General features: G+C 66.1%; 22 protein-coding genes. 13 read left to right on the forward strand and 9 right to left on the reverse strand.

Annotation, left to right across the window (positions count from 1 at the left end; genetic code table 11):
* Positions 1-4 precede the first annotated feature (4 nt).
* Positions 5-433, forward strand: coding sequence for a bactofilin family protein (locus RZN05_RS11685; protein ID WP_317226780.1), 429 nt, complete (start codon positions 5-7; stop codon positions 431-433).
* Positions 434-521: 88 nt separating this feature from the next.
* Here the strand turns inward: RZN05_RS11685 and RZN05_RS11690 are convergent, their stop codons facing one another.
* Together RZN05_RS11690 and RZN05_RS11695 are read right to left on the reverse strand one after the other, a co-directional pair.
* Entirely contained in the window at positions 522-1,118 is a 597-nt protein-coding gene (locus RZN05_RS11690) for a DUF4142 domain-containing protein (protein ID WP_317226781.1), read from the reverse strand.
* 72 nt (positions 1,119-1,190) lie between these two features.
* On the reverse strand, positions 1,191-2,504 hold the full coding sequence (locus RZN05_RS11695; protein ID WP_317226782.1) for a methyl-accepting chemotaxis protein: 1,314 nt from the start codon (positions 2,502-2,504) through the stop codon (positions 1,191-1,193).
* Positions 2,505-2,711: 207 nt separating this feature from the next.
* Here RZN05_RS11695 and RZN05_RS11700 point away from each other — a divergent pair, with 207 nt between their 5' ends.
* The 11 genes from RZN05_RS11700 (at position 2,712) to RZN05_RS11750 (ending at position 11,830) form a co-directional block, all read left to right on the forward strand.
* Complete coding sequence (locus RZN05_RS11700) at positions 2,712-4,244, forward strand: CoA-acylating methylmalonate-semialdehyde dehydrogenase (protein ID WP_317226783.1); 1,533 nt, start codon at positions 2,712-2,714, stop codon at positions 4,242-4,244.
* Between the two features lie 54 nt (positions 4,245-4,298).
* Complete coding sequence (locus RZN05_RS11705; protein ID WP_317226784.1) at positions 4,299-4,829, forward strand: hypothetical protein; 531 nt, start codon at positions 4,299-4,301, stop codon at positions 4,827-4,829.
* On the forward strand, positions 4,826-5,761 hold the full coding sequence (locus tag RZN05_RS11710; RefSeq protein WP_317226785.1) for a polysaccharide deacetylase family protein: 936 nt from the start codon (positions 4,826-4,828) through the stop codon (positions 5,759-5,761). The genes RZN05_RS11705 and RZN05_RS11710 overlap by 4 nt, the downstream gene beginning before the upstream one ends.
* Positions 5,758-6,252, forward strand: coding sequence for a hypothetical protein (locus RZN05_RS11715; protein WP_317226786.1), 495 nt, complete (start codon positions 5,758-5,760; stop codon positions 6,250-6,252). The genes RZN05_RS11710 and RZN05_RS11715 overlap by 4 nt, the downstream gene beginning before the upstream one ends.
* Positions 6,249-7,391: an acyl-CoA dehydrogenase family protein gene (locus RZN05_RS11720; protein WP_317226787.1), complete on the forward strand. Its 1,143-nt coding sequence runs from the start codon at positions 6,249-6,251 to the stop codon at positions 7,389-7,391. Before RZN05_RS11715 ends, RZN05_RS11720 begins: the two co-directional genes overlap by 4 nt.
* Positions 7,388-8,431 (forward strand): enoyl-CoA hydratase/isomerase family protein, encoded by a 1,044-nt coding sequence (locus RZN05_RS11725; RefSeq protein ID WP_317226788.1) that lies wholly within the window; start codon positions 7,388-7,390, stop codon positions 8,429-8,431. Before RZN05_RS11720 ends, RZN05_RS11725 begins: the two co-directional genes overlap by 4 nt.
* Positions 8,432-8,441: 10 nt before the next feature.
* A complete protein-coding gene (locus tag RZN05_RS11730) occupies positions 8,442-9,215 on the forward strand; it encodes an enoyl-CoA hydratase (protein ID WP_317226789.1) in 774 nt (257 codons plus the stop codon).
* 103 nt (positions 9,216-9,318) lie between these two features.
* A complete protein-coding gene (mmsB, locus tag RZN05_RS11735; protein ID WP_317226790.1) occupies positions 9,319-10,197 on the forward strand; it encodes a 3-hydroxyisobutyrate dehydrogenase in 879 nt (292 codons plus the stop codon).
* Positions 10,198-10,355: 158 nt separating this feature from the next.
* The gene (locus RZN05_RS11740) at positions 10,356-10,580 is read left to right on the forward strand and encodes a hypothetical protein (RefSeq protein WP_317226791.1); all 225 of its coding nucleotides are present in this window, start codon (positions 10,356-10,358) and stop codon (positions 10,578-10,580) included.
* A gap of 20 nt (positions 10,581-10,600) precedes the next feature.
* The gene (locus RZN05_RS11745; RefSeq protein ID WP_317226792.1) at positions 10,601-10,849 is read left to right on the forward strand and encodes an outer membrane protein; all 249 of its coding nucleotides are present in this window, start codon (positions 10,601-10,603) and stop codon (positions 10,847-10,849) included.
* A gap of 66 nt (positions 10,850-10,915) precedes the next feature.
* Positions 10,916-11,830 carry a right-handed parallel beta-helix repeat-containing protein gene (locus tag RZN05_RS11750; RefSeq protein ID WP_317226793.1) on the forward strand — a complete coding sequence of 305 codons (915 nt, stop codon included), beginning with the start codon at positions 10,916-10,918 and terminating at the stop codon, positions 11,828-11,830.
* A gap of 581 nt (positions 11,831-12,411) precedes the next feature.
* Here RZN05_RS11750 and RZN05_RS11755 read toward each other — a convergent pair.
* The 4 genes from RZN05_RS11755 to RZN05_RS11770 are packed head-to-tail and all read right to left on the reverse strand — an operon-like array spanning position 12,412 to position 16,609.
* On the reverse strand, positions 12,412-13,221 hold the full coding sequence (locus tag RZN05_RS11755; RefSeq protein WP_317226794.1) for an outer membrane protein: 810 nt from the start codon (positions 13,219-13,221) through the stop codon (positions 12,412-12,414).
* A gap of 26 nt (positions 13,222-13,247) precedes the next feature.
* Positions 13,248-14,588, reverse strand: coding sequence for an Nramp family divalent metal transporter (locus RZN05_RS11760; protein ID WP_317226795.1), 1,341 nt, complete (start codon positions 14,586-14,588; stop codon positions 13,248-13,250).
* Between the two features lies 1 nt (position 14,589).
* Positions 14,590-15,603 (reverse strand): ferritin-like domain-containing protein, encoded by a 1,014-nt coding sequence (locus RZN05_RS11765; RefSeq protein WP_317226796.1) that lies wholly within the window; start codon positions 15,601-15,603, stop codon positions 14,590-14,592.
* 22 nt (positions 15,604-15,625) lie between these two features.
* Positions 15,626-16,609, reverse strand: coding sequence for a ferritin-like domain-containing protein (locus RZN05_RS11770; protein WP_317227613.1), 984 nt, complete (start codon positions 16,607-16,609; stop codon positions 15,626-15,628).
* A 167-nt stretch (positions 16,610-16,776) separates the two neighbouring features.
* Between RZN05_RS11770 and RZN05_RS11775 the strand changes: the two genes are divergently transcribed.
* On the forward strand, positions 16,777-17,505 hold the full coding sequence (locus RZN05_RS11775; protein ID WP_317226797.1) for a Crp/Fnr family transcriptional regulator: 729 nt from the start codon (positions 16,777-16,779) through the stop codon (positions 17,503-17,505).
* A gap of 7 nt (positions 17,506-17,512) precedes the next feature.
* Here RZN05_RS11775 and RZN05_RS11780 read toward each other — a convergent pair whose 3' ends face one another.
* From RZN05_RS11780 to RZN05_RS11790, 3 genes are all read right to left on the reverse strand, one after another.
* Complete coding sequence (locus tag RZN05_RS11780) at positions 17,513-18,214, reverse strand: anti-sigma factor (protein ID WP_317226798.1); 702 nt, start codon at positions 18,212-18,214, stop codon at positions 17,513-17,515.
* Positions 18,207-18,755, reverse strand: a complete 549-nt coding sequence (locus RZN05_RS11785) for a sigma-70 family RNA polymerase sigma factor (RefSeq protein ID WP_317226799.1) — start codon at positions 18,753-18,755, stop codon at positions 18,207-18,209. Before RZN05_RS11785 ends, RZN05_RS11780 begins: the two co-directional genes overlap by 8 nt.
* Before the next feature lie 138 nt (positions 18,756-18,893).
* Positions 18,894-19,163: a hypothetical protein gene (locus tag RZN05_RS11790; protein ID WP_317226800.1), complete on the reverse strand. Its 270-nt coding sequence runs from the start codon at positions 19,161-19,163 to the stop codon at positions 18,894-18,896.
* Positions 19,164-19,169: the final 6 nt, after the last annotated feature.

The following is a 19,169-nucleotide window of genomic DNA, read 5'->3' on the forward strand; positions in this document are numbered from 1 at the left end:
GCCGATGTTCAGCAGCAAGGGTGCGCGCAGTTCGGGATCGGGCCAGGCCAATGCCAAAGGCCGCGGCATGTTCTCGGTGATCGGCCCCGACATGGCGGTTACCGGCGACGTCCGCGCCACCGCCGACCTTCATATCGACGGCAGCATCGAAGGCGACGTCGCCTGCGCCAGCCTCGTCCAGGGCGCCGACAGCCGCATCGTCGGGGGCATCACCGCCGAGACCGCGCGGGTCGCCGGCACGATCGAAGGCAGCGTCCGGGTGAAGCATCTAACGGTCGAGCGCTCGGCCCGGATCGCCGGCGATATCGAATATGAGGACATCACGATCGAGAATGGGGGGCAAGTCGACGGCCGCCTCAAGCGCGTGGGTACCGAAACCGCGGCGACCGGCCCCCGCGCGGTGCCCGATGCAGGGCGGGAACAGGCGGCGTAGAACCTAAAACTCCCCTCCCTTTCAGGGAGGGGAATATAGAAGAGGCGCCCCCTTGCCGAAGGCGACTCTCCAAACCTTGTCGGAGCCCTTAGAGCCCCTTGATCTTCGCCAGATGCGCCTCGACTACCTTCACGGCGTCGCCCGCAAAGGTTTTGAGCTCGGCCACCTCGCCGCTCGCGGCATAGGCCTTGACCGTCGTCAGCGCCTTCTCGTGCGCCGCGACCTGCTGGGTCTTGTAGAGCGCGTCGAACGCCGCGCCCTCGGCACTGCGCAGCGCCGCGAGGTTGGTCTCCTGCTCGGCAGTCAGCGCCGGGTTGGGCGCGATCGCCGGGCTCGCCTTGGCCGCCGCGGCCTTGAGCTTCTCGGTCGAGGCATTGTGCTGCTCGACCATCATCTTGCCGAAGTCCTTGAACTTCTGCTCCTGCGCCTTTTCCTGCGCGAGCTTGCCCGCCTCGACCTCATAGTGATTGCTCGCGCCGACTTCGTTGGCGAAGGTCTGGCCCGGCGTCGCGGCTGCATCGGTCATCAGCGCGTTGTCGGCCATGTTGGCGTCGGTGGGTGCGTCCATGCCGGTGTAATTATCGGTGACAACCGTGTTGGTCGTCGTGGTGGTGGTCTCGCTGCCACCGCACGCGGAAAGCGCGAGCGCCGACGTGAATCCCAGAACCAGATGTAGCTTCTTCATGATGGCATCCTCCTGCGCTGCCCCAACGCCGCCCCTTCGCACTCGTTCCGCTTTCTCAATAGGATAGCCGGATCAGGCGCTGCGCAGCTCCGCCAGGAAGGCGCCCAGCTCGACCGACAGCGTGCCGGCATCGCGCTGAAGCCGCGCGGCCAGCGCGTGCATGTCGCCCGCGCTGCTCGACGCAGTGCGCGAGGTGCCGCCGATCGCCTCGACATCGTGACGAATCGCATTGCTCGCGCCGACCGCCTCCTCGACATTGCGCGCGATCAGGTGCGTCGCGGCCTGCTGCGCCGCGATCGCGCCCTGCACCCCCGCGGCGAGATCGACCATCGACGCGATCGCCTCTTCGACCTGCATATGCCCGAGCGCGACGTCGTCGATACCGCGGCGGATCTCGGCGACGTGCGCAGTGATCCGCCCCGCCGCCACGCCGGTCTGGTTGGAGAGCTGCTTCACTTCGTTGGCGACGACGGTGAAGCCCCGCCCCGCTTCGCCCGCGCGCGCCGCCTCGATCGTCGCGTTGAGCGCGAGCAGATTCACCTGCCCGGCAATGTCGCTGATCAGCGCGATCACCGAATCGACCGTCTGCGCCGCGCGATGCAGTTCGCGGGTGCGTGCGCTGCCGGCACGGACCAGCGCCGAGACCTTGCCCGCTGCCGCCTCGGCCGCCTGGGTATTGCCCTCGACCTGTTCGAGCGACGCGGCAAGGTCGCGCCCGCGCGCAGCGATCTCGCGCATATTGTCGCTGGTCTGCGACGCGGCCGAGGCGACGGCCACTGCCCGCTCGCCGACTTCGGTCGCGCGGTGGCCGGTTTCGGCGGCGCTGTGCTGGAGCATCGCCGAAAGGTCGCCGAGCGCCTGCGCCAGCGACGCGACTTCGCCTTCGAACCGTTCGCTGGCGCGCTCGATCCGCTCGGCACGCGCTACGCGGCCCGCGGCGCTGGTCCGCTCATATTCGGCGGCAAGCAGCAGCAGCCGGCGATTGCCGATCACCCCCGCCAGCCGGCCGTTGCGGGTCAGGATCATGCCTTCGCTGCCCCCGGCACGCCGATAGGCGTGGATCAGCGCGCCGATGCCGGTGTCGATCTCGGCGACCGGGCAGGCGCGGACGTGGCGCACCACGCCATGCCCGAAATACGGGTTTCGCAGCAGCGCGTGCCCAAACGGATTGAGCAGCAGCCGCCGCACGTCCTTTTCGAAGATCGCGCCGATCGGGCGATGCGCGGTATCGACCACCGGCATCAGCCGCAGGTCGGTATCCGAGTTGAACAGATCGACTGCCTTGAACAGCGAATCGTCGAGCGTCGCCCAGGGCGGATCGGCTTCGGCGTCGGAAAGCCAGCCCGAATTCGGTGCTGGCGGAGGGGATGCGGGTGCGACCGTCATGCACCCCGCCTAGGGCTGGTTGGTAAAGGCGAGCTTCACCGCTGGTTACACCTCCGTGACAATCGCGAATTTATTTGCGCCTGCGGCAGGCCGGAGCGCGGCGCGGATGGACGCGGTTCCGGAGGATTGAGTAGCCGCGGTCACTGTGTCATTGCGCAATAAAATTACACGACGAGTCGGGCCATCGTGCCCGCCGCAGGAGAGTTTATGCGCACGATCGATCACCTCATCGCAGGCCATTCGGGCGGCGGAGCATCGCGCACCGCCGACGTTTTTGATCCCAATACCGGCCAGGTCCAGGCGCGCGTGTCGCTCGGCACCCAGGCCGACCTCGACCGCGCCATCGCCGCCGCGCAGACCGCCCAGCCCGGCTGGGCCGCGACCAACCCGCAGCGCCGCGCCCGCGTGATGTTCAAGTTCAAGGAACTGGTCGAGGCGAACATGGACGCCCTCGCCCACCTGCTTTCCTCCGAGCACGGCAAGGTCATCGCCGACGCCAAGGGCGACATCCAGCGCGGGCTCGAAGTCATCGAATTCGCCTGCGGCATCCCGCACGTCCTCAAGGGCGAATATACCCAGGGCGCCGGCCCCGGCATCGACGTCTATTCGATGCGCCAGCCGCTCGGGATCGGCGCGGGCATCACGCCGTTCAACTTCCCGGCGATGATTCCGCTCTGGATGTCGGGCATCGCCATCGCCACCGGCAACGCCTTCCTGCTCAAGCCCTCCGAGCGCGACCCGTCGGTCCCCGTCCGCCTCGCCGAGCTGATGCTCGAGGCTGGGCTGCCCGAGGGCGTGCTCCAGGTCGTCCAGGGCGACAAGGAAATGGTCGACGCGATCCTCGACCATCCCGCGATCAGCGCCGTGTCGTTCGTCGGCTCGTCGGACATCGCACATTATGTCTATCGCCGCGGTGTCGAGGCCGGAAAGCGCGTTCAGGCGATGGGCGGCGCCAAGAACCACGGCATCGTCATGCCCGATGCCGATCTCGACCAGGTCGTCGCGGATCTGTCGGGCGCAGCGTTCGGCTCGGCGGGCGAGCGCTGCATGGCGCTGCCGGTGGTGGTCCCCGTCGGCGACAAGACCGCCGACGCGCTGCGCGCCAAGCTGATCCCCGCAATCGAAGCGCTCCGCGTCGGCGTCTCGACCGACAATGACGCGCATTACGGCCCCGTCGTGAACGCCGCGCACAAGCAACGCGTCGAGAACTGGATCAAGACCGGGGTCGACGAAGGCGCCGAGCTCGTCGTCGACGGCCGCGGCTTCCAGCTGCAGGGGCATGAAGAAGGCTTCTTCATCGGCCCGTCGCTGTTCGACCGCGTCACGCCCGACATGCAGGCGTACAAGGAGGAGATCTTCGGGCCAGTCCTCCAGATCGTCCGCGCCCCCGATTTCGAGACCGCACTGCGCCTGCCGAGCGAGCACCAGTACGGCAACGGCGTCGCGATCTTCACCCGCAACGGCCATGCCGCGCGCGAGTTCGCATCGCGCGTCAATGTCGGCATGGTCGGGATCAACGTGCCGATCCCGGTGCCGGTCGCCTATCACAGCTTCGGCGGGTGGAAGCGCAGCGCATTCGGCGACATCAACCAGCACGGGATGGAGGGCGTCCGCTTCTGGACCAAGACCAAGACCGTCACGCAGCGCTGGCCCGACGGCTCGGCCGATCTCCCGCGCGGCAGCGAGGATGGCGGCCCGTCGCGCATCCAGGACGCCTTCGTCATCCCGACGATGGGCTGAGGATCGACCCGGCGCCGGCCTGCGTTGGACTCGCGATCGAAACGAGGGAAGAGCATGCGCAACACCGTGATGATCGTCGCCGCATTGACGCTCGCCGGCTGCGGCGGCGACCGCGAGCCGGCACCGGGCAACGACACGATCGCGATCCCGCGCAACGAGACGGTGACCACCCCCGCCCGGCCCGTGCAGCCGGCACCGGCAGCATCTCCCGCGGCCGTCGCCTCCCCTACGCCTTCGCCCAGCGCGACCGAAGACGCCGGCCCGATCGAGGCGCGCATTCCCCGCACGCTGCGCGGCCGATGGGGCCTCGTAGCCGCCGACTGCAAGTCGGTCCCCGGCGAGCATCAAGGATCGCTCGTCGTCTCGGGCGAGACGCTGCGCTTCTACGAATCGGTCGGCACGCTCGGCACGGTCGTCGAGAAGGACGACAGCCGCATCGTCGGCGATTTCATCTTCGAAGGCGAAGGCACGACCTGGAAGCGCCGCGTGGTGCTCGACGGCCAGGATGGCGGCAAGACGCTGGTTCGCCGCGAACAGGGCGCCGATGCAATGCCCGGCGCGCTGCGCTATCGCAGGTGCGCATGATCCGAAGCCTCGTCTCCGCCTTTGCCGCGCTGTTCCTGCTCGTGCTCGCACCGACTGCAGTCGCGCAGAAGCGCATCGCGCTGACTTTCGACGACACGCCCCGCGCCGCCGGCGCGTTCTTCACGCCGCAGGAACGCGCCAAACGCCTGATCGCCAGCCTCAAGAAAGCCCAGGTCGAGCAGGCCGCGTTCTTCGTCAATCCGGGCAAGGTGCAGAGCCCCGCCGACGAAGCGCTGGTTGCGAACTATGTCCGCGCCGGCCACGTCATCGCCAACCACAGCTTCAGCCACCCGCACCTCAACCAGCTGACCGCCGACGCCTATCTCGCCGATATAGATAAAGCCGAGGCGTGGCTCGCCCCGCGCCCCGGCCACCGCCCCTGGTTCCGCTATCCGTTTCTCGACGAAGGCGGGAAGGACAAGGCCAAGCGCGACGCCGTCCGCGCGGGCCTGGCTGCGCGCGGCCTCACCAACGGCTATGTCACCGCCGAGGGCTCGGACTGGAATATCGAAACGCTGACGGTCGAGGCGAAGAAGGCCGGCAAGACGATCGACATGGCTGCGCTGCGCGACCTCTATGTCGAGACGCATGTCGAGGCCGCCGAGTTCGCCGACGGCCTGATGGTCAAGACGATCAGCCGCTCGCCGGTCCATGTCATGCTCCTCCACGAGACCGACATCGCCGCGCTCTACATCGGCGACCTCGTCGCGGGCCTGCGCGCCAAAGGCTGGGAAATCGTCACTGCGGATGTCGCCTATGCCGACCCGCTCAACACCGCCGCCCCCGACGTCCCCAGCGCCAACGGCACGCTCACCGAGCTGCTCGCCTGGGAAAAGGGCCTGCCCGCCCCACGCTGGTACGCCCGCAACGACATCAAGCTCGCCAACCGCCTCTTCGCCGAGCGCGTGCTGCATGAAGCCTCCGCAGAATGATCCTCGCCCTCCTCGCGCTGTCGCCGGGCCTTGGCGCTGCGCCGGAAACCGGAGCATTTAAGGGGCCGGGCCGCGCGTGCCTGATGCATAGCTATGTCGATCTGGCCGAGGGCGAGACCCTCAAGGTCGAAAGTGCGGGCACTGAATCCGCGCGCTTCACGCTGCGCACCCCGCATGACAAATTGCAGTTGATCGAAAGCGAGATCATCGGCGGCGAGTCCTACACCAGCATGGCGGTCACCGAGGATGGCCAGACCCGCGTGTTCCGCAGCGCCGGTGGACGGCGCACCAGGCACCTGTTCCACGGTCGGACCAACTATTCTCCGGACGAAGACCGGCTGACGCTCATCCTGATCGGATTGCGCGCGAAGGATGCGACCGAGCGCGCCTCCCTGATACACCGTATCCATGTGGCCGAGCCGGAACCGGGTTCCTGCAATCATTCCTACCGGTACGGGTGGGACCTCATCTCGGAAACCATCGACAAATGACCCAATTCGACCTCACCGACGAGCAGCGCCAGATCCAGGAGATGGCGCAGCAATTCACCGCGGACGCGATCACCCCGCATGCCGCGGAGTGGGACGAAAAGCACATCTTCCCGCGCGAGACGATCAAGGCCGCGGCCGAGCTCGGCTTCGCCTCGATCTACGTCTCGGAGGAGAGCGGCGGGATCGGCCTCGGCCGGCTCGAGGCGGCGCTGATCATGGAGGCGATGGCCTATGGCTGCCCGTCGACCAGCGCCTTCATCTCTATCCACAACATGGCGAGCTGGATGATCGATACCTTCGGCAGCGCCGACCTCAAGGCCAAGTACCTCCCCAGCCTGATCACGATGGAGCGCCTCGCCAGCTATTGTCTCACCGAACCGTCGTCGGGCTCCGATGCCGCCGCGCTCAAGACCAAGGCGGTGCGCGACGGCGATCATTATGTCGTCAATGGATCGAAGCAGTTCATCTCGGGCGCGGGCGAGAACGAGGTCTACGTCACGATGGTCCGCACCGGCGAGGAGGGCCCCAAGGGCATCTCCTGCCTGGTGATCGAGAAGGACATGCCTGGCGTGAGCTTCGGCGCCAACGAGCGGAAACTCGGCTGGCATTCGCAGCCGACGCGGCAGGTGACCTTCGAGGACGTCCGCGTTCCGGTCGAGAACCGTGTCGGCGGCGAAGGCGACGGCTTCCGCTTCGCGATGATGGGATTGGACGGCGGCCGCTTGAACATCGGCGCCTGCTCGCTGGGCGGCGCGCAACGCTGCCTCGACGAGGCGATCGCCTATACCAAGGATCGTCAGCAATTCGGCAAGCCGATCGCGGACTTCCAGAACACCCAGTTCGTGCTGGCCGACATGGCGACCGAGCTCGAGGCCGCCCGCGCGCTGCTCTACCTCGCCGCCGCCAAGGTCACCGCCGGCGCGCCCGACAAGACGCGGTTTGCGGCAATGGCGAAGCGCCTCGCCACCGATACCGGCAGCTCGGTGGTCGATCGCGCGCTCCAGCTTCACGGGGGGTATGGCTATCTCCAGGACTATCCGATCGAACGCTTCTGGCGCGACCTGCGCGTCCACTCGATCCTCGAAGGGACCAACCAGGTGATGCGCATGATCATCGGCCGGGAGTTGACGCGACAGTGACCGAAGACATTCTCTCCTTCACCGAAGCCCGCACCGGCCGGATCCGGCTCAACCGCCCCAAGGCGATCCACGCGCTCAACACGCAGATGTGCGCCGCGATGCTCGAAGCCCTCGCCGCCTGGCGTGCGGACCCCGCGATCGAGGCCGTGCTGATCGACCATGCCGAAGGCCGCGGCTTCTGTGCCGGCGGCGACATCCGCATGATCGCGCTGAGTGGCGCCGGCGACGGCGAAGCCGCGCGCGCCTTCTTCAGGCTCGAATACCAGCTCAACCACGCGCTGTTCACCTATGCCAAGCCGATCGTCGCGTTCATGGACGGGATCACGATGGGCGGCGGCGTCGGCATCTCGCAGCCCGCCAAGTTCCGCGTAGCGACCGAGAATACCCGCTTCGCGATGCCCGAGACCGGGATCGGCCTGTTCCCCGATGTCGGCGGCGGCTGGTATCTCTCGCGCCTGCCGGGTCATCTGGGCGAATATATCGCGCTCACCGGCGCGCGGCTGAACGGCGCCGATTGCCGCGCGCTCGGCCTCGCCACCCATTATCTCGCAGCCGAGAAGCTCGACCAGGCCAAGGCCGAGATCGCCGCCAATCCCCAGGCGATCGCCGCCACGCTCGACGCCCTCTCCGAAGACCCCGGCCAAGCCGCGATCCTCGACCAGCGCGCCGATATCGACCGCCTGTTCGCCGCCGATACGCTCGAGGAGATCGTCGCCGCGCTCGCTGCCGATGGCGGGCTATGGGCGCGCGAACAGCTCGCGATCCTCGCTACCAAGTCGCCCCAGGCGATGAAGGTCTCGCTCCACCTCGTCCGCCAGGGCCGCCACATGCCGAGCTTCGAGGACGAGATGCGCCAGGAATTCGCCGTCGCCTCGCGCGTCGTCCAGCGCCCCGATTTCGCCGAGGGCGTCCGCGCGGTGATCGTCGACAAGGACAACGCCCCGCGCTGGCAGCCCGCCACGATCGAAGGCGTTACCGATCACGTCATCGACCAGATCTTCGCGCCCCTTCCCGCCGACCAGGAATGGGCGCCCGCATGAAGGATTTCCAATGAGCTACCAGACCATCCTCGTCGAGCAGCGCGGCGCCGTCACGCTCGTCACGCTCAACCGCCCCCAGGCATTGAACGCACTCAACAGCCAGGTCCTCTCCGAGCTGCTCGAAGCGATGGCCGCGTTCGACAAGGATCCCACGCAGGGCTGCGCGGTGATCACGGGCAGCGAAAAGGCCTTTGCCGCGGGTGCCGACATCAAGGAGATGCAGGCGCAGGGCTTTGCCGACATGTACGGCCACGACTTCTTTGCCGGCTGGGACGCCTTCACCCGCACGCGGAAGCCGGTCATCGCCGCGGTCGCCGGCTATGCGCTGGGCGGCGGCTGCGAGCTGGCGATGATGTGCGACTTCATCCTCGCCGCGGACAGCGCCAAATTCGGCCAGCCCGAGATCAAGCTTGCCGTCTCGCCGGGCATGGGCGGCTCGCAGCGCCTCGCCCGCGCGGTCGGCAAGGCCAAGGCGATGGAGATGTGCCTCACCGGCCGGATGATCGACGCCGCCGAGGCAGAGCGGGCCGGGCTGGTGGCGCGCATCGTCCCCGCCGCCGAACTGGTCGAGGACGCGGTCGAGACCGCCGCGACGATCGCCGGCATGGCGCCGCTCGCCGTGCTGGCGAGCAAGGAGATGGTCAACGCGGCGTTCGAGACCAATCTGGCGCAGGGCGTCCAGTTCGAGCGCCGGCTGTTCCACGCGCTGTTCGGCACGGCGGACCAGAAGGAGGGCATGGCCGCCTTCGTCGAAAAGCGCCCGGGTGCGTGGTCGGGGAAGTAGAATAACCGTCACCCCGGCGAAAGCCGGGGTCTCATGAGGTTAGCGCACGCGCGCGGCACGAGATCCCGGCTTTCGCCGGGATGACGATAAAAGAGAGGACAACATGGCACGCATCGCATTCATCGGGCTGGGCAATATGGGCGGCGGCATGGCTGCCAACCTCGCCAAGGCGGGCCATGATGTCCGCGCCTTCGACCTATCTGCAGAGGCCCTCGACAAGGCGAAGAAGGCCGGCTGCCTCCCTGCCCAGGACGCCAATGCCGCGATCGAAGGCGCCGAGGCGGTCATCACCATGCTCCCCGCCGGCCGACATGTCGAAGCGGTCTATACCGACAACATCCTCCCCCACGCCGATGCCGGCGCGATCCTGATCGACTGCTCGACGATCGACGTCGCCACCGCGCGCCGCGTCGCCGAGGCCGCCGCCGCGAACGGCCTTGCCGCGGTCGACGCGCCGGTCTCGGGGGGGATCGCCGCGGCCAATGCGGGGTCGCTCACCTTCATGGTCGGCGGCAGCGAGGCCGCGTTCAGCCGCGCCGAGCCCTTCCTGTCGGACATGGGCAAGGCCGTGATCCACGCGGGGACCAGCGGCGCGGGCCAGGGCGCGAAGATCTGCAACAACATGATGCTCGGCGCGACGATGATCGCCACCTGCGAGAGCTTCGCGCTGGCCGAGAAGCTCGGGCTCGACTTGCAGAAGCTCTACGACATCGCCTCGGTCAGCTCGGGCCAGAGCTGGTCGATCACGAGCTATTGCCCCGTCCCCGGCGTCGGCCCCGAAACCCCGGCTGACCGCGACTATCAAGGCGGGTTTGCCGCCGCGCTGATGCTCAAGGACCTCAAGCTCGCGCTCGAAGCGGCGGCCAGCGTCGATGCCGAAACCCCGATGGCCGCGCGCGCCGAGGAACTCTACGAGAATTTCGCCAATGGCGACGGCGCGACGCTCGATTTCTCGGGGATCATCAAGATGCTGCGGGGATAAACAAAACTCCCCTCCCTTTCAGGGAGGGGAGCTCATTGGCGTGATCGCCTCGCAACAATGCCCCACATCCCGCAACGAAACGAAATCCCGCCGAGACTGCCGCTCCGCAACTGGCTCCAGCGCCCGCACCCCCAGGGCGCGCCAGTACAGGAGTATCCATGACCCGGTTTCACCTCATCGTCCTGACCGCGGCGATGTTCGCAGGCACGCCCGCACTCGCGCAGGACGCCACCGAATTCGCCGGCCCGCGCGCCGAAGCCAGCATCGGCCTCGACCAGCTCCGCTTCGACCTCGCTACGCTGGGCAGCGACGGCAAGGCAAAGCAGTCGGACCTCGGCTACGGCATCGCGATCGGCTACGACGCCGCGCTCACTCCCGCCTGATCGCCGGTATCGAAGGCGGCGTGAACCTCTCCGACATACGCTTCGCCACCGGCAACGCCACCGACGGCAGCGAGCTGCGGAAACGCCGCGAATGGACGCTGGCCGGCCGGATCGGCACCCCGATCACGCCTAACGCGTTGCTCTACGGCAAGGTGGGATACGCCAACCTCCAGCTGCGCGAGGACCAGACCGTGGCGGGCGTCACCACCAGCGCCAAGGAGGATCTCGACGGCGTGCTGCTCGGCGCCGGCGTCGGCATCCGCTTCTGAGCGGAGGAGGAGCCGCTCCTTCCGCGATTAACCCGAACTTTCCACCTGAGCGCGTATGGCGGCACCATGCGCGCTCTCCTCCTCCTCGCCCTCGCCGCCCCTGCTCCCGCGCAGGAAGCCCCTTTCGTCGTCGCCGAAACGGGTCAAGGCTATCGCTCGATCGACGACGCCGTCACTGCGATCCGCGACGACGACGCCACGATCCTGATCGCGCCGGGCACCTATCGCCAATGCACCGTCCAGACCGGCGGCAAGATCACCTTCAAGGCGCGCCAGCCCGGCACGGTGGTCTTCGAGAAGGAAGTTTGCGAGGAAAAGGCCGGCTTCGTGCTGCGCGGCCGCGGCTCGACGATCGATGGCATCGTCTTTCGCGGTTACGCCGTCTCCGACGGCAACGGCGCCGGCATCCGCCACGAGATGGGCGACCTGACGATCACCAATTCGATGTTCCTCGACAGCCAGGAAGGCATCCTCGGCGGCGGCCACGAGACCGTGCGCCGCATCAGCATCGACCGCTCGACCTTTTCCGGGCTCGGCCAATGCGAGACCGAGAATTGCAGCCATGCGATCTATCTCGCGGTCGACGGCGAAGTCTCGGTCACCCGCTCGCGCTTCGAGCGCGGCACCGGCGGGCATTACGTCAAGCTGCGCGCACGCCGGGTGAACATCACCGATTCGAGCTTCGACGACAGCGCCGGCAAGAAGACCAACTACATGATCGACCTGTCCGAAGGCGGCACCGGGCTGATCGCGCGCAACACCTTCGTCCAGGGCAAGAGCAAGGACAACCATTCGGGCCTGATCGTGGTGGCAGCGGAGGGGCGGACCTATCCCTCGAGCGGCCTGCGCATCGAGGACAACACCGCCAGCATGGCCCCCGGCGCGCCGCCCAACCCGGCCTTCGTCGCCGACCTCAGCGGCTCGACGATCGAGCTGAGCAACAACCGCCTGACGGGGATGCGCGCGTTCGAGCGACGCTGAGACGCGCGGCAGCAGGGTGCGGCAAGCCTGCACCAAAGGCGGTTCCTTGCCGCTCCCGAAAGAACTCGTATTTTGCTATCGAACGACTTCGCAGCCTACTTGGCTGAAGCAGATCGGAGCCATGGTGAATATCGGCTGCGGACCCGCCCCGCGGAGGGCTTTAAGCGCAGTCCGGACTGGGCGCCATTGCTCGGCGACCGCATCGCGTAGCACCGCACTTGCCGTGTAGCGTGTCGCTGCCGTACAGGCCGCTGCCGCCGACGGTGTAGGTCAGAAGAGAACCTAATAAATATCGACATCAATTTGAGAACATTTCCCAACTAAAATTGATTTCGATTTTATACCCACAAATACACCTACAGATCATAGTGATTACTTGTTTCGGTTACCCCTCAATCAGCCTTCAGTCATCTTTGCCGACGTCCGCACTATACGATCTACGAATGGATATGTCCAGATGCGCGCGGATGCATTCTCTAGCCAACGCCAATAGGCACAAATGTATTCGGCGTGCATGTTGCGTGCATTTGGGGGGCTGCTCAGGGCATGCCGCTTCTCGGCGTCCTCACCTCATCTGCCGTTCAGAATCGAAACGATAACGTGCCGCGGACCGCATGAAAGTCGAAGCGATCGTCGCTTCGACGAAACTCGGTCCCAGGCGCGCCGAACAGGATGAACGGGTTGATCGCGTTTGCCGCGCCGCGGGTGGCGCGCACGCGATAATTGTCGTCGTTGTAGCGCGTGTAGAGATATTCCACGCCGACCGAGACGCTCGACGAAATCTTGTGCTCGATGCCGCCGCCGCCCGATACGCCCCATTCCCTGAAATCGCCATTGTCCAGGAAGGCGTTCTGACCATTGCTTGTCGAGAAGGTGTTCTTGATCTCGGCATAGGATGGCCCGGCCGTCACATAGGCAAGGGTCGTGCCGCCGAGCGCATAGCCGGCGCGAACACGAACCGCCGCTTCCCAGTCGATCTTGCGGGTGAGGGTGTAAGAAGCGGGCGTGGTGCTGAAGGCACTCACGCTGTCGCGCATCGAACTGCTGCCGGCTTCGCCCACCACACCCAGGACGAAATTTCCGAACTGGGCGTCGTACCCGGCGCGAAAATGGTAATCGATGCCGTTCTCGCGCTTGCAGCCGGCGTTGGCGGTCGATCTGGCGCGGCCGTCGCAGAAGCCGGGGGAGAAGGCGTCGGTGCCGGCGGTGGTGGTCACGACATCGTCGGTGCCATCGAAGCCGCGATCGAAGCGGACGGTCTCGTTGGTGCCGCCCTTCTCGAAGCCATACCCTACGGCGACACCGATATAGGGGCCATCGAATTCCTGCGCATAGGCGGACGGGGCGACAAACAGGAGGAGGCCCGAAGCTCCGAGTATCGATTTGCGCATGATTATTCTCCCTGTCGTAACGATGATCAGAACATGTAGCTGAGCAGAAGGCCGTTGAGCCCTATGATGGTCGCCGCGACGGCCCACGCGGCGAAGCGGATCCAGCCGCGATTAGCGAACTGGCCCATGCGTACGCGATCGCCGGTGAAGCGCACCAACGGCACCACCGCAAAAGGGAGCTGCAGGCTCAGCACCACCTGGCTGAACACCAGCAACTTGGTCGCGCCGCTGTCGCCATAGAGACCGACCACAATGACCGCGGGAATGATTGCCAGCGAGCGCGTGATCGTCCGCCGCAACCAGACAGGCATGCGCAGATTGAGGAACCCCTCCATCACGATCTGCCCGGCGAGCGTGCCAGTGATCGTCGAATTCTGGCCCGAGGCGAGCAGGGCGACGCCGAACAGCGTGCTGGCGATCCCGGCGCCGAGGGCTGGGGTGAGCAGATGATAGGCGTCCTGGATTCCGGCCACGTCGGTGCGGCCCGTCTCGTGGAAGGCGGCGGCTGCGAGGATCAGGATCGCGGCGTTGACGAAGAAGGCGAGCGCGAGCGCGACGGTGCTGTCGATCGTCGCGAGGGCGATCGCTTCCTTCCTGCCCTCCGTCGAGCGTTCGAAGCTGCGCGTCTGCACGATCGAAGAGTGAAGATAGAGATTATGCGGCATCACCGTCGCGCCGAGGATGCCGATGGCGATGTAGAGCATCGCCGGGTTTGTCGCGATTTCCACGCTCGGGACGAGACCCGCGCCAATCGCGGCGAGGCTCGGCTGGGCCATCGCCAGCTCCACGCCGAAGCACAGCGCGACCACGATCAGCAGGGCGAAGATGAAGGCTTCGAGCTTGCGGAAGCCGTAGCGCTGCAGCGTCAGGATCAGCAGCACGTCCAGAGCGGTAATCGCGACCCCGGCCACGAGCGGGATGCCGAACAGCAGCTTCAGCGCGATCGCAGTACCCAGCACTTCTGCGAGGTCGCAGGCGATGATCGCCAGTTCGCAAAGACCCCAAAGTCCGAGCCGGACCTTGGGGCCATAGGCCTGGCGGCAGGTTTGGGCGAGGTCGAGGCCGGTCACGATACCCAGCTTCGCGGAGAGTGACTGAAGCAGCATCGCCATCAGGTTCGACAGCAGGATAACCGAGAGAAGGGTGTAACCGAATCCCGAACCGCCAGCCAGATCGGTCGCCCAATTGCCCGGATCCATATAGCCGACCGCGACGAGATAGCCGGGTCCGGCAAAGGCCGCGAGCTTGCGCCAGAAGTGGCCGGGGCCGATCGGCACCGCGATGGTGCGAAAGGACCCGGCCAGGCTGGGAGACCGCTCTTCCACGATGCCGCCGGACGCGGCTGCATCGCCCGCAAAAGGCGGCATCTTAGCTCGCCGTGCTGAGGCGGATCGATCCGTTCACCCCCGCCGGGAAGAAGCCGCCGCGATCCGTTGCCATGCGGTTCAGGAAGGCGATGTTGAGCACCTGCCCGGCGGTGCGGCTGTAGGCGACACCACTGCCGTCGGTGGGCACGATATTCGACGCGGTACCGATCGGCCGAACGCCCTGATCGAGATCGCTGGCACCGTCCAAACTGTCGCGCGCGCCGGAAACGCTCTCGGTCGCTTCGATGATCGTCTTGGTGCCGATCATCGCCGTCGGCGCGTTGATGCCCTTGCGGTATAGCACCGTGCGGACCAAGCCGGCATGATAGGCCTCGGCAGCGAGGATGCCGGCGGCGGCCTCGAGGAAGGTCTTGTTGGTGATTAGCGGCGACGCGCCCTTATAGGCCGTGACGCCCACATCCTCGAAGATGAAGGCGCCGAGCAGGAACGCCTCGTCGCTTGCGTAGGGATCGAACGCCGCGCCGGCCGGGATCACGCCCGCCGCCTGGGCCGCCGCCGAGAATGCGCCCGTCGCAGAGCTCCCGATGTCAATCGCCGGCTGGGCGACCGCCGTTGCGCCGATCGCCGTGCGCAGGAAACGCACATGCGCCACTTCGTCGGCAGCGATCTCGCGCGCATATTGCGCCACGAGCGGATCGGTGAAAGCGACCTGGCGACCGCCGGTCACCGCGCCCTGGGTGCCGGTGCCCGTTAGGATGTTGGCTGGAAGCCCCGTGCCGAACGCAGCGTAGGAATAGAATTGCGCTTCGAGATATTCGAGGTTGAGCGCAAAGTTCAGAACATCCTGATCGGTAATCGCCGCGGGGGGCGTCGGGGTCGGGGTGACGATGGGGCTGAAGACATCGCCGTCATTTTTGCTGCCGCATGCGCTGAGAAGGGTTGCGCCCGCGACGGCGGCAGACGCTGCACTCGCCACCTTGATGAAACGGCGGCGATCCGCCTGGCGCTTTTCGCGCGCCTCGAGAACCTCGAGGACCATGTCGTGCTGGTTCATGACGATTAGCTCCCTGTGAGGTTTAGTTGGCGGCGCTCATGCGCAGCGGACCATTGACGCCGGCGGGAAAGAACCCGCCGCCCGTAACGGCGGCATTGTTGAGATAGACGATGTTGAGAACCTGACCCGCCGTCCTGCTGTAGGCGAGACCGTTGCCGTCCAGCGGAGCGATGTTGCTCGCCAGGGTTGCGCCGGCACCGGTGGCACGAACGCCCTGGTCGATATCGCTCGCACCATCCAGACTGTCGCGCGCGCCTGAAACGCTCTCGGTCGCCTCGATGATCGTCTTGGACCCGATCATCGCCGCCGGGGTCGCGATCCCCTTGGCGTAGAGCGTCGTGCGGACGATGCTGGCGTGATAGGCCTCGACCGCAAGGATACCCGCGGCGGCCTCCAGGAAGACCTTGCTGCTAAGCAGCGGCGACGCGCCTTTATAGGCAGTCACCCCAACATCCTCGAAAATGAAGGCCGCCAGCAGGAAGGCTTCGTCACTCCCATAGGGGTCGAACGAGGCGCCTGCCGGAATGAGACCGGCGGCGCGGGCCGCAGTCGAGAACGCACCGCTGGGTGCCGTGCCGATGTCGATCGCAGGCTGACCTACCGCGGTTGCGCCGATGGCAGTGCGCAAGAATGTGACGTGCGCTATCTCGTCCGCGGCGATCTCACGGGCATATTGCGCTACCACCGGATCGGTGAACGCCACCGCGCGACCGCCGGTAGCTGCGCCTGTCGTGCCGGGCCCGGACAGGAGGTTTGCCGGAAGGCCCACGCCGTTGGCCGCGTAGGAATAGAATTGCGCCTCCAGATATTCGAGATTGAGCGCGAAGTTGAGGATATCCGCGTCGCTCGGCGCTGCCTGGGCGGAGGCGGGATCCGTTTTGGTCGCAAGGACGAAACCACCGGCGAGCGCCGAAGCCGTTCCGAACGCCTTGAAAAAATCTCGTCGCGAGTCGCGGCGCTTCGCGCGCGCATCGAAGACTTCGAGCAATTCGGTGTCGCTGGTCATCGGCTGCCTCCCTGGATTGCAGTGAGAGCCCAACCATGGCGCAAACACGCAAGTTCCGCTGAGGAAGCCGCCCAGTACGGTGGCGTACGCGGTGCATCTTTTTGGCGCCGGCAAGCGAATCTCAATCATGATTGGCTGGCTGAAACCAAGATGAAGGCGGACGAAAGGTGAACGCCGAGCAGACAGGGCAGCATGTAAATTTGTTGCTGCGCTCGCTTTCCTTCAGCGATCTTGCCCTAATCTCCCCGCACCTCACCCGAGTTACTCTGGAGGATGGAGAAATCGTGGTGGAGCCGGGAGCGAAATTGACCCGGGTCCTGTTTCCCGAGAAACTGCTGATTACGTTCCGCGAGCCCCATTTTTCCGACAACCGCGCGCATGTGGGGATAGTCGGTCGCGAAGGGCTGGCGGGCTGGCCGCTTTTGCTCGGCAGCGATCACTCGCCATTTCTCGGGCTGGCGCAATTCCACGGCGGGACCGCATTGTCGGTAGGGGCGGAACCGCTGATCTGGGCCTGCCGTGCCAGCCCTTCGCTCAACGACAAGCTGTTGCGCTTCGTCCACAATTTCATGGTCCAGATGGCGTGCACGATCGTCTCCAACGCGTCGGACCCCAACGAACGCCGGATCGCCCGCTGGCTGCTGATGATGCATGATCGCGCGGACGAAGACCTCCTGCCCTTGACCCACGACCATGTTAGCGCTGCCCTGAACATCCGACGTGCCAGCGTGACTGATTGCTTCCACGTCCTTGAAGGGATTGGATTGATTCGCTGCAAGCGCGGTAAGCTCATTGTCCGCGATCGCGCTGGGCTTCAGGCCGTGGCAGCAAAATCCTATGGCATGGCCGAAGCCCATTACGCGCAAAGCCTCTGCCCATTCGGAAAGCAGGGCTGATCGCGGGTTACAGTGCGGTAAGCGGCGCCGAACCCAGAATCTCGCCCGTCGGCGCGCGATGCGGCGCACCGTCGGCCGGCTCGAGTGTGACCGCAATCACCGAGCCCGGCCGCAGCAGCGCGCGGCTGCGAGCGTCGGCGGCGAGATCGCTGCTCCCACTGCGGCCGATTAGGCCCAGCGAAAGTGGGGCGCCTCCGGGCGGAATAACCCATAGTTCGGGTACGCGGGCGTCCTCGGGCAGCTGAATCGCCTGAACCCGCAATTTCCCGCTTTCCCCGTCGAGCCGAGCCAGCAACAATGCCTGACCCGATTTGTCTAGCAGCTGCGCAATCGCCACGGGTTGGGCCGGCTGTGGGGGGCGCGGCGCGCGAAGCGGCGCGAAGAGAATCAGCAGCGCCAGGCCAGCGGCGACCGCCGACGCGGCGAACGCGCCGATTCGCCAGGCGCGAAGTTTCCGGACCACGCCGTTCGGCGCCCGATCCTCAAGCAGCGCCGCCACACGCGACCATACATCCGGTCGCGGCTCCGCGTCCGGCACTTCTGCGAACATGGGCGCCAGCCTGTCCTGCCATGCCGATACCGCCATGCGAAACGACCGATCCGAAAGTCGAAGGCGCAACGCGCGCACGCGATCCTCGCCTTCAAGAAGACCTAAAGCCAGTTCCGCCGCCAGCAGGTCGAATTCCTCGGGGGGGATGTCCTCAGGCATCTTCGATGCACTTCCGTAATTGGAGAAGTCCGCGACGGACCCAGCTCTTCATCGTTCCCAGCGGCACACTCGCCCGCGCTGCCAGCTCGGAATACGTGAAGCCCTCCATGAACGCAGCGCGAATGGAGGCCCGGCGTTCCGTCTCGAGCATATCGAGGCATTGGTGCAGCAGCCGGTGCCGCTCGTCGGTGTCGGCTTCGGCGCTTTCGATCGGCAGTTCGTCGGCCGCCGATTGCAAGACGGCTTCGTACCGACCAGACGCCCTGCGCCAGTCTATCGCCCGATTGCGCGCAATCATGCACAACCAGGTTATGGGGCTAGCCCGCTGCGGATCAAAGGTGGCAGCACCCTGCCAGACCTTGAGATATACCTCCTGCAGCACATCTTCCGCAATCGCGCGGTCTGGAAGGAATTGTAGGCAGATACCCAGGAGCTTGGCGGAGGTGAGATCGTAGACCGTTCGTAATGCCGCCTTGTCCCCCTGAGCAACCCGCTCGAGTTCGGCGCTCAGGCGCGCCCGGGCGGCTTCGGCGGCGATCATCCAGGCATCCCTCTTCGTTTCGCGAATAACGCCAATTGCCGGTTGTGGATCCACCCGGGAACGCGGCGTCGATGTGCGCCGCGCGATTGTGCGCCATCGCCGTGCCGTAACCGATCAGCCGGCGACCGTGCGCAAGGCTCAGTTCGCGTCGCTCTCTGTCTCGTACGCGGCCACCGCGCCCAATGCGGCAGACACGTCCACTGTGGCGGTGATATCGGTATCGCTGCTCCACTCGGTCGTCGAGCCATCGAGATTCTCGTAGCTTCCGCTCGCCTCGTGCCCGAGGTTTACCGTCGGAGACAGGTCGAGCCCTGCATCACCCGACGCGTCATAGCTCTGCGCTTCCTGGGAGGACTGCGCGTCCTGGCCTTCATCGTCGCCAAACATGTTGCTCAACAAACCAGACATCTTTCT

This window comes from Sphingomonas sp. HF-S4 (assembly GCF_032911445.1).
In the GTDB taxonomy this organism is placed as follows: domain Bacteria; phylum Pseudomonadota; class Alphaproteobacteria; order Sphingomonadales; family Sphingomonadaceae; genus Sphingomonas; species Sphingomonas agrestis.

Excerpts from the sequence above, each read along its gene's own strand:
- RZN05_RS11770 (WP_317227613.1), bottom strand. The coding sequence starts at position 16,609 with ATGACCAGCGACACCGAATTGCTCGAAGTCTTCGATGCGCGCGCGAAG.
- RZN05_RS11755 (WP_317226794.1), bottom strand. The coding sequence starts at position 13,221 with ATGCGCAAATCGATACTCGGAGCTTCGGGCCTCCTCCTGTTTGTCGCC.
- RZN05_RS11715 (WP_317226786.1), top strand. The coding sequence starts at position 5,758 with ATGATCCTCGCCCTCCTCGCGCTGTCGCCGGGCCTTGGCGCTGCGCCG.
- RZN05_RS11705 (WP_317226784.1), top strand. The coding sequence starts at position 4,299 with ATGCGCAACACCGTGATGATCGTCGCCGCATTGACGCTCGCCGGCTGC.
- RZN05_RS11740 (WP_317226791.1), top strand. The coding sequence starts at position 10,356 with ATGACCCGGTTTCACCTCATCGTCCTGACCGCGGCGATGTTCGCAGGC.
- RZN05_RS11780 (WP_317226798.1), bottom strand. The coding sequence starts at position 18,214 with ATGCCTGAGGACATCCCCCCCGAGGAATTCGACCTGCTGGCGGCGGAA.
- RZN05_RS11790 (WP_317226800.1), bottom strand. The coding sequence starts at position 19,163 with ATGTCTGGTTTGTTGAGCAACATGTTTGGCGACGATGAAGGCCAGGAC.
- RZN05_RS11730 (WP_317226789.1), top strand. The coding sequence starts at position 8,442 with ATGAGCTACCAGACCATCCTCGTCGAGCAGCGCGGCGCCGTCACGCTC.
- RZN05_RS11710 (WP_317226785.1), top strand. The coding sequence starts at position 4,826 with ATGATCCGAAGCCTCGTCTCCGCCTTTGCCGCGCTGTTCCTGCTCGTG.
- RZN05_RS11750 (WP_317226793.1), top strand. The coding sequence starts at position 10,916 with ATGCGCGCTCTCCTCCTCCTCGCCCTCGCCGCCCCTGCTCCCGCGCAG.
- RZN05_RS11765 (WP_317226796.1), bottom strand. The coding sequence starts at position 15,603 with ATGAACCAGCACGACATGGTCCTCGAGGTTCTCGAGGCGCGCGAAAAG.
- RZN05_RS11685 (WP_317226780.1), top strand. The coding sequence starts at position 5 with ATGTTCAGCAGCAAGGGTGCGCGCAGTTCGGGATCGGGCCAGGCCAAT.
- RZN05_RS11760 (WP_317226795.1), bottom strand. The coding sequence starts at position 14,588 with ATGCCGCCTTTTGCGGGCGATGCAGCCGCGTCCGGCGGCATCGTGGAA.
- RZN05_RS11690 (WP_317226781.1), bottom strand. The coding sequence starts at position 1,118 with ATGAAGAAGCTACATCTGGTTCTGGGATTCACGTCGGCGCTCGCGCTT.
- RZN05_RS11695 (WP_317226782.1), bottom strand. The coding sequence starts at position 2,504 with ATGACGGTCGCACCCGCATCCCCTCCGCCAGCACCGAATTCGGGCTGG.
- mmsB (WP_317226790.1), top strand. The coding sequence starts at position 9,319 with ATGGCACGCATCGCATTCATCGGGCTGGGCAATATGGGCGGCGGCATG.
- RZN05_RS11700 (WP_317226783.1), top strand. The coding sequence starts at position 2,712 with ATGCGCACGATCGATCACCTCATCGCAGGCCATTCGGGCGGCGGAGCA.
- RZN05_RS11720 (WP_317226787.1), top strand. The coding sequence starts at position 6,249 with ATGACCCAATTCGACCTCACCGACGAGCAGCGCCAGATCCAGGAGATG.
- RZN05_RS11785 (WP_317226799.1), bottom strand. The coding sequence starts at position 18,755 with ATGATCGCCGCCGAAGCCGCCCGGGCGCGCCTGAGCGCCGAACTCGAG.